Origin of the sequence: Nostoc sp., assembly GCF_041747015.1 — a bacterium.
In the GTDB taxonomy this organism is placed as follows: Bacteria; Cyanobacteriota; Cyanobacteriia; order Cyanobacteriales; family Nostocaceae; genus Nostoc.
Window position 1 is genome coordinate 1 of record NZ_JBGTFY010000133.1, and the last position, 7,998, is coordinate 7,998.

The 7,998-nt window shown below is 40.5% G+C and carries 11 protein-coding genes; 4 read left to right on the forward strand and 7 right to left on the reverse strand.

The annotated features are described in order from the left end of the window. The first annotated feature begins 68 nt into the window (after positions 1-68). Positions 69-614 (forward strand): WGR domain-containing protein, encoded by a 546-nt coding sequence (locus ACEW80_RS09675; protein ID WP_373526364.1) that lies wholly within the window; start codon positions 69-71, stop codon positions 612-614. A gap of 104 nt (positions 615-718) precedes the next feature. Here ACEW80_RS09675 and ACEW80_RS09680 read toward each other — a convergent pair whose 3' ends face one another. Further along, a complete protein-coding gene (locus ACEW80_RS09680; RefSeq protein WP_373526365.1) occupies positions 719-1,318 on the reverse strand; it encodes a Uma2 family endonuclease in 600 nt (199 codons plus the stop codon). 284 nt (positions 1,319-1,602) lie between these two features. Between ACEW80_RS09680 and ACEW80_RS09685 the strand changes: the two genes are divergently transcribed. Continuing rightward, the gene (locus ACEW80_RS09685) at positions 1,603-2,124 is read left to right on the forward strand and encodes a DUF6398 domain-containing protein (RefSeq protein WP_373526366.1); all 522 of its coding nucleotides are present in this window, start codon (positions 1,603-1,605) and stop codon (positions 2,122-2,124) included. Positions 2,125-2,165: 41 nt separating this feature from the next. Here the strand turns inward: ACEW80_RS09685 and ACEW80_RS09690 are convergent, their stop codons facing one another. The 6 genes from ACEW80_RS09690 to ACEW80_RS09715 all read right to left on the reverse strand — a co-directional run bounded on the left by ACEW80_RS09690 (position 2,166) and on the right by ACEW80_RS09715 (position 5,707). Continuing rightward, positions 2,166-2,951, reverse strand: coding sequence for a DUF3598 family protein (locus tag ACEW80_RS09690; protein WP_373526367.1), 786 nt, complete (start codon positions 2,949-2,951; stop codon positions 2,166-2,168). A gap of 48 nt (positions 2,952-2,999) precedes the next feature. Next, entirely contained in the window at positions 3,000-3,128 is a 129-nt protein-coding gene (locus ACEW80_RS09695) for a hypothetical protein (protein ID WP_373526368.1), read from the reverse strand. 31 nt (positions 3,129-3,159) lie between these two features. Continuing rightward, on the reverse strand, positions 3,160-3,978 hold the full coding sequence (locus ACEW80_RS09700; RefSeq protein ID WP_373526369.1) for an Rpn family recombination-promoting nuclease/putative transposase: 819 nt from the start codon (positions 3,976-3,978) through the stop codon (positions 3,160-3,162). A 160-nt stretch (positions 3,979-4,138) separates the two neighbouring features. Continuing rightward, complete coding sequence (locus tag ACEW80_RS09705; RefSeq protein ID WP_373526370.1) at positions 4,139-4,651, reverse strand: hypothetical protein; 513 nt, start codon at positions 4,649-4,651, stop codon at positions 4,139-4,141. 83 nt (positions 4,652-4,734) lie between these two features. After that, a complete protein-coding gene (locus ACEW80_RS09710) occupies positions 4,735-5,112 on the reverse strand; it encodes a hypothetical protein (RefSeq protein WP_373526371.1) in 378 nt (125 codons plus the stop codon). Between the two features lie 406 nt (positions 5,113-5,518). Then, positions 5,519-5,707 (reverse strand): hypothetical protein, encoded by a 189-nt coding sequence (locus ACEW80_RS09715; RefSeq protein WP_373526372.1) that lies wholly within the window; start codon positions 5,705-5,707, stop codon positions 5,519-5,521. 333 nt (positions 5,708-6,040) lie between these two features. Between ACEW80_RS09715 and ACEW80_RS09720 the strand changes: the two genes are divergently transcribed. Both ACEW80_RS09720 and ACEW80_RS09725 read left to right on the forward strand, forming a co-directional pair. Further along, positions 6,041-7,342, forward strand: coding sequence for an APC family permease (locus ACEW80_RS09720; protein ID WP_373526373.1), 1,302 nt, complete (start codon positions 6,041-6,043; stop codon positions 7,340-7,342). A 281-nt stretch (positions 7,343-7,623) separates the two neighbouring features. Continuing rightward, entirely contained in the window at positions 7,624-7,998 is a 375-nt protein-coding gene (locus tag ACEW80_RS09725) for a hypothetical protein (protein WP_373526374.1), read from the forward strand.

Below are 7,998 nucleotides of genomic sequence, written 5' to 3' on the forward strand. Positions count from 1 at the left end.
ATAACTAATTACAGGTGAATATCTAAAAATTAGATATTCACCTGTTTACTAATTCCAGCATGAAAACTATGGAAACATATCTTGTTTTTGTTGACGCTGTTAACAACAGTAACAAATTCTGGAGTGCGAAAGTTGAAGGCAATAATCTCACCGTTGAGTGGGGCAGAGTTGGTTACAAGTCTCAGACAAAAGTACATTCTTTGGGTAGCCATCAACAAGCTGTTGTGAAATATCAAAATCTGGTAGCCGAAAAACACATGAAAGGCTACAGAAGAAGTCAGTCACAAATCGACAGTAGTTGTGAAAGTTACGAAATCAGGAGAGCGATTGAACTACTTGATTTTCTACGTCGTTATGTGGAGCAAAGAAATTTCAACGATAGTTATATTGACTTGCTAAATCAATATTTGAAAATTGTTCCTACACCTTTGGGAATGAAAATAGATCCATGTAGAGTGTATCGAACAGTAGAAGATGTTGACCATCAACGAGAACTACTCAATTCTTTACTGGTGAATGAATCTGTAGCCGTTCAGACTATAGAACCGCCAAAATCTGAGTCTAAAACTGTCAGCCTCAAAGCTATCAGTAAGAGTTTCTGGCGACATTTGTAATCAAAGTTAGTATGATTAGCAATCGCTAATTATACTAACTTAACAACTATTTCCAGCCAGACAATATACTGTAAGAGGTATTCTTGTAAGAGAGTTAGCCACCCTTAAAAATTAATCCGACGATAAATTTCATTCAGAGGAATTTCCACGTTTAAACTGTGCAGAACAATCGCCTGTTCAAAGTTAGAGTGAACTTGCCAGAGCCAGCGATCATTGCTGTTCCGATCCAAGTTATGATACTGCTCAATATAGGGTTCAGTTTGGCTCACAAGCAGATATTCACAAAAGCTGGCGAGAGAGCGATACTTTCTGAACTTGTCACCTCGATCATAAGCTTCGGTAGAGGGCGATAAAACTTCGACAATAAGTATTGGATTCAGAATTTCATCATTATGATTGTCATTGAACTCTGGTTCACCATTAACAACCATTAAATCGGTATAAGTACCGCACTGATATTCAGGAATCCAAACTCGCAAGTCGCTATTATACAAGCGAAAATCGTTGTCTCTCAGTAAAAATCCCAAGTAAATTAAGAAATTGCTGGCGATCGCGCTATGAGATTCCGACCCTCCCGACATAGTAATAACCTCTCCGTTGCGGTATTCATGGCGTTCTGGGTTGGTTTCTTCCATAGCCCGATACTCGTCTAACGTCAGGCGAGTTGTTATTACATCTAGGGGATTGGTTTGAGCAAAGACCACAATCAACCTCTTGAATAATTAGCTCTAAAACTATTATCAGCAACGTGACGAAGAATTACCAATGAACGGTGAAATGCCACAGTTTCCAAGTCGGGGCTACGATGTGTCCCCATTGGCTGGTTGGTGATGTGTTTTGTTGCCTATATGAAGAATCTGTGTTTCAGGGGACGGAACCAATCAAATCAGTGATTTTCTCAATACTGGATTTGACCACAGACCTAGTATTAGCAACTGGAAAGGTCTAAAATTCAATGTATTGAAGGTGGCGATTGCTGATGATTTGTATGGCTAAACCAGTAGGCGAAAAAGTTCCGAAGCAGATGGAAGGGAAATTTGAGGAAATTACCCGCCTTACTGATGCCTTCTGCTCTCAACATCTCAACGCCGAATATGCCGAGATGTCACGCCAACTGGCGGCTGCTCTGTGCCGCAAACGTCCCTCCCCCCTAGCATCAGGACAAGCCAAGTCATGGGCTTGTGGCATTGTCCACGCTCTCGGCATGGTTAACTTTCTCTTCGATTCCTCCCAGACTCCTCATATCAAAGCTAGCGAACTCTACCAAGTCTTTGGCGTAGCGGAAAGTACCGGGCAAGGAAAGTCTAAAGCAATTCGGGATACGATGAAGATGAGTTACTATGACACGGCTTGGTGTTTGCCCAGCCGACTAGATAAGCATCCAACTGCCTGGTTAATTTCCGTCAATGGATTACCTATGGATGCGCGTTATACTCCCCGCGAGATTCAAGAAGAGGCATTCCACAAAGGTTTAATTCCCTATTTACCACCGATAAATGATTCCTTATAAAAGTACCTAAAGTCATAGTAAAACATTTTTCAAACAACCTCTTAAACGTTGGATATCAGAAATGTTTCTAGCGTCAGCGAATCAAATACTCCCAATTCATCATAATTAGCAATTAGTTGATACATTTCGGAATTATTAATCAACCAATTGGCGATTAGAGAAAAGGGAGTGCCTATACTGATTGAACTAGGACAATTGACAGAAACACCGTCAGGTAAATAGTAATATTTATGCCCTTCACTATGCCAATTAAATTGAGTTACTATTGGTTCGGAAATCTTCAGATTGGGAGTAATAGTCATAGATATCCCTTGCCAATCACCACTAAAATTACGTTCTGGTAATTGATTTAATTCAGTTGACCAATATTTACTAGGGAATCCATTACAATCTTCACGAATATTTGCTATATGAAATAAATTTCCGCTCTCGTCGTAAACAATACCTATACTATGCCGTAAATCTTCATATCGAAAGAATAATTCTATCCCAAAATACGAGTTGGATTTTAACTTCACTGTTGCCCAAGTAGCATGACCCGAAGCAAAGAAATATCCTCGCATCGTCTCGCGTGATGGGTGAAAAAGCCCATTATCTAAGCTATTTGATAGAAAATTAAATTCCCAACTCTCTTGCTTATTTTCGCCATTTGCATAAACATAAGTATTGGTATGGACGATTTTAGTCTTTTCTGGATTGCTTTTAAAACTTCTCAGACTTTGAAACGATTCTTTGACATCACCAACTGGTGTATATCGCGTCCAAATTCCATGCCAATTGAGCAAATGGTTAGTAAAATAATTCCAATTTCGTTCTTTTACATCCATAATTTTTGTGTCCAAAGTATATTTAAAATCTCCTTGTTAAAAATAGTATTATGATCTATACCAATTCACCAACGGCAAGGAAATGTTGGTAGAGACTGCTTGGCGTTGGGAGTGGGAACGAGTGCTGGAGTATGCCAGTAGTTGAAGTGCGATCGCTCTTAGGGTTGCCGTAGGCATCGCTCCCCCTCTTTCTACTCCCAATTATCTTTTACCCCAATTGGCCTAACCAAGCTACTAAATCTTCAACTGATGAAAAATCTAAAAAGGCTTCACCTAACACTTCTAATTGTTCAACAGATAAGACTCGAACTTGTTCGATAATTGATGGTTCAATATCACCAAAACGTCGATTTAGCAATCGGTTCAAAAATCGAAAAGCTTCACGTTGTTCTCCTTTTTGTAAAATATCCTGATAGATAACAGATTCCTGCATAATATCCTCCCGTAAAAATTGACGAATTAAATCTTTTTCAAACCTTAAACCTGCAAATATCTCTGTACATCCAGCAATGTTCTGTCTTTCATCCCTATCTGTAATTTTAGCGATTTTTTGGGCTACTTGGGATAATAAAGCGGCAGGTGAATCAGTTCTAGTTAAAGGCGCAAGAGGCAATAGCGCTGGATTATCCAGAAACAAAGCTGAATCTTGTTCCCATAACCGTATAACTCGATAACGATGATTTGTGGACTCATCCGTGTATTCTTCAGTAAATGCAATCGGGTCACTACTTTGTTGCAAGAAAATCACGACTTGGGTTATTGGTGTGTTATATTGTCGTTTCAATCTCACGTAATAGTCTAATATCCGCAAAGGAATCGGCGGATTAGATTTGGGGAGAGTCTGAAACTCAATATGTAAAATCCGGCTACTTGTTTGTAAAAATGTGACATAATCTGCACGGATTGGCTCTATTGACAGTTCAGTTTTAAGTACTGTAACTTCTGTGGTTTTATCTGTTAGCAACCACTTGGCAAACTCGGTGGGATACAACTCAGCTAAATACTTCGCAGTATTATCGTAACTCAATTTATTTCATCCTTATTTCAATGAAGATTTAGTTTTTCCAATCTAGAGCAGCTTTGTGGTTGAGTCAATCCCATTCTTGAGCCGTGAAGTTTTGGTTGTTATTATTCATGAGCTTACTGCTGCTCTAATAAAAGGAAAGTGAAAAATTGGAAATAAGTCATTAGAACTCTTGCAGCACCCCATCCACAACCGCAATCTTCCACTGCGGATATTTTACCAGCAATTTCTTAATCATTATTACAAGTGCCGGGTCATCATTCCAGCACTTTTGCAAGTACTCGAAACCTGGATTCTCGCCCGAATTCCCCGCAACTTTCAGTTTCTGCATACGCTCCGGCCGTACATTTGACCTCGCAACTATCGCCTCATGCGACCATTTTTCAGGATTGGGGACAGACGCGGCGGAACTTTCACCCTCATGATTTGCTTTGACTTCTCCACCTGAAACTGAATTTTCAACCATCAATAAAGCAGAATAACCTCGTTCTACTTGCTCTGGTGTTTGATTAGCGATCGCAGAATTTAAAGATTTTTTATTTTGAGCGACGGGCGCGGCGGAACAAGCACCTTCTCTACGAGACGCTACGCGAACATGACAGTCTTTCGTCTCATCACCACAAGAGAGGTTTTCAACCAACAAAGAAGCAGATTGACTCGGTGCAGCATTTAGCACCTGATTTCAATTACTGTACCGTATATGCTGTGCTGTTTCTTAAATCCTTTGTTTGTAAGCCTTTCAAGACTTAACGGGAAAAGTCATATCTCATCAATCACCCATAAATTCGGATAAATAGTCTCGTCAAAAATAGCATCACCTTCGAGATGAATTTTTCCGTCAGCTTTTTTAGATAGTCTCAAATTCGCTTTTATAATTTCTGGCTCAAACGTATGTCGTCCATCTTCAGGAATCTCAGTAAGAATTTGTTTTTCCACATCAAAACGTAGTGTACGAGAAAGTGCTAGACCAGGATACGAAAATTTGACTACTACTAACGTGTCTGTTGTTTCTGGTAAAATGTCCGCTGAAAAAGTTTGCACTCCCTCCTGTGGAACAGTCCGAATATAGTTAGCACGTCGTTGTGTAATTGGTTGTTGGGTAATCGATGGTTGTAAAGTTTGTTGATTACTTACCATTTCATTGTTTTTATTATTACAAGCTATTAGCGAACAGAGCGCGATGGTGGTAATTAAAAACTTTTTCGTGTTCATAGTCTACTTAGTTATTTAACTTTGTGTACCTTTGTTTGACTTATAGTAGCTTTTGACACTTATGATTGTGGATGGGAATTTTACCTAATCAGCATTCCTACTCCTAGAAGTGCAATAAGGGAGTCTGCGATCGCCTTTACTAGGTTCTCAATAAGATTTATCTAAGATTTAATTTAAATTACATATTTTCTCTGTTGTTTGAATCAACTTAGGGTAGCTAAAACCAGATAAAGGCTTATTTTTTATATGGTACAAGCACCTTCTAGAACAGTTTTTAATCCATCCGGTAAAGAAAACAGTAGCTTTGACAGTTCAATAGTTTCAATAACACCTAAATTGCCTTACTATACCCCTCCCACTCAATCAACTCCCCATCCACAATCGCAATCCCCCACTGCGGAAACTTCACCAATAGTTTTTTGATCACAATCTGCAAAGCCGGATCGTCACTCCAGCACTCCTGCAAAAATTCAAACCCCGAATTCTGCCCCGAATTCGCCGCAACTTTGAGTTTCTGCATACGCTCTGGTCACATATTTGACCTCTCTACAATTGCCTCGTGCGACCATTTTTTAGCGCTGGTGACAAGTGCGGCAGGACTTTTATCTTCATCACCCCTGTAACAATTGCATAAAAATATGCAGCCGCACTTTCAACAATAGAAGTGATGGTCAGTTTATCCAGCAGAGACATGATCGCAGTAAACTTGACCTGTTGTGTCTCAGGCTTCCTCCCTTGTTTGCAAGCCGCGATGGATGAGGCAATATTACTATTAACGAGAAGAAATAGCTCTCATCATCAGAACAAAGATGTTTGAAAGTTAGCATTTGAGTAAAAAACTCTCAGGCGCTGTATGAAAACAAATGAACTAGAAGCAGATTCACTCAAGCGAGTGTTTGGATTACCAACTCTAGTGATTTACGGAGTGGGTGACATTTTGGGTGCGGGAATTTATGCGGTAATCGGAAAAATTGCCGGACTTTCCGGCACTTTGGTTTGGGCTTCGTTCTTGAGTGCTATGACTGTAGCTGCATTCACGGCTTTAAGTTACGCAGAACTTGGCAGCCGATTTCCACAAAGTGGTGGAGTAGCCTATTTTGTCCATAAGGCATTTCGCACCGACTGGCTCTCAATATTGGTCGGTTGGTTAATGTTTTGTACATGCTTAGTTTCGATGGCGACGCTCTCGAAAGCATTTGCCGGCTATTTCAACGCTTTTGTACCAGCAATTCCAGCTTGGTTAATTATCTTGGCGCTTTTTTCAGTACTGGCTTTTGTCAATTTCAGAGGCATGAAGGAGTCCTCGGCTCTCAATATTTTTTGCACATCTATTGAGGTTTGCGGTCTTTTGATTGTGATTTTGGTTTCAACCTTATATTTGAGCGGTGGCGGTGCAGCTAATCCTGCTGCTGTCGCTAACGAGCCAGCGGTAGGTTGGAGCGCAGTTGTTCAGGGAGCGGCACTGGCTTTCTATGCCTTTATTGGATTTGAAGATATTGTCAATGTTGCGGAGGAAGTTAAAAATCCCGAACGGAACGTGCCAAGGGCAATTTTACTGTCCTTGGCGATCGCAGGCACAGTTTATATACTCGTCTCCTGGCTTGCTGTTGAGGTACTCAATCCCTCCGAGCTTGCTGCTTCAGGTGCTCCATTACTCGATGTAGTTCGTCGAGCGCAGCCCAATTTTCCCCAAGTCATTTTTACGATTATTGCTTTATTTGCCGTACTCAATACGGCACTGTTAAATTTTGTCACCGCATCACGGCTGTTGTATGGGATGTCGCGTGAAGGACTGCTAAGTGCTTGGTTAGGGAAATTACATCAACGCAGAGCCACGCCTTATCGAACCCTGCTGGTCATTTTACCAATTGCCATTTTTTTGGCGCTTTCTGGAACACTGCAAGTTTTAGCAGGAACCACTGCCACATTAATCCTGGCAATGTTTTGTCTTGTCAATCTTTCGTTACTACTCATCAAACGCCGAGAAGCTGAAACTAACGGGTTTCAGGTTCCCTATATAGTTCCGGCGATCGCGTTACTGCTCAATCTCGTTTTGTTTGCTTTCGCTTCTGGGGCAAGTCACATTTTAGCCCTTGTGTTTGTAGGAATTGGAATGCTTCTAATTCTGATCCAAAAGGCTTTTAGAAGAGGGTGATGTTGGGCGGGGTCTGCTTTCCCTTCGATAGTCAGACGATGTTTGTCAACATACATAGTCGAATGGCACTAAGAAAAGCTCTAAGCTATGTGGAATAAGGACTACGGCTTTTAAAGCTATTGAACAATGCCGGGATGGGTCAGGCAATTGTCTTTGATGCAGTTTCATGGAAGCGACTGCCGATAAAGTTCATCGCGCATAGCGATCGCAGTGCAGAGACAGTGGAATGGGATCTAGGGGATGTGTAAATTTTGTGGTAAGTAGGAAAAGCTTACTCGTTCATGAAATACTTTCAAAAAGACGAGCAAGCAAACATCATAAATACTACTGTGACACTACGAGTACAAATCCTCAAGGACAAATTTAATCAGAGTTTGGGGCTACCTTTTAAAGAACTATTGCCAGAATCTGCAATTAGGCAAACAATCTCTGAGTTAAAGATAAAATACAAAAAGCGATTATTTGACCCATTTATAACCTTGTGGGCATTTTTATCTCAAGTTTTAGATACGGATAAAACTTGCCACAATGCTGTAAGTAAAATAATTGCACATTTGGCAGAATCAGAAGTAGAAATTCCGTCAACAGATACAAGTGCATACTGCCAAGCTCTTGTCTTGATTGCCAGAGAAATTATTGGAGAAACTTTTCAATGA